The organism is Streptomyces sp. HD, from assembly GCF_028369295.1.
GTDB lineage: Bacteria > Actinomycetota > Actinomycetes > Streptomycetales > Streptomycetaceae > Streptomyces.
The window spans coordinates 1-314 of the sequence record NZ_JAQMYP010000200.1 but is presented as its reverse complement, the minus strand read 5'-3'; the positions used below and the strand labels follow the sequence as shown (position 1 = coordinate 314).

Genomic DNA, 314 nt, shown 5'->3' with positions numbered 1-314 from the left:
GGTGTGTTGCCGCAGACGTTGCATGTGGATGAGCCGACGCCTGAGGTGGACTGGTCGGCGGGTGCGGTGGAGTTGCTGACCGAGGCGCGGGAGTGGCCGCAGGGGGAGCGTCCGCGGCGTGCGGGTGTGTCCTCGTTCGGGATCAGCGGCACCAATGCGCATGTGATTCTTGAGCAGGCGCCCGTGGTCGTGGAGGAGTCCGAGCCGGGTGAGGCCGGTTCGGGGCTGGTGCCGTGGGTGGTGTCGGCGCGGTCGGCGGAGGCGTTGGGGGAGCAGGCGCGGCGGCTGGCCGAGCATGTCCGTGCCACTGATCT

General features: G+C 70.7%; 1 protein-coding gene. It reads left to right on the top strand.

All coding sequences use genetic code 11. The features are described from left to right. Positions 1-314, top strand: a 314-nt coding sequence (locus POF73_RS45995; RefSeq protein ID WP_272125516.1) for a ketoacyl-synthetase C-terminal extension domain-containing protein, incomplete at both ends; no start/stop codon positions are given.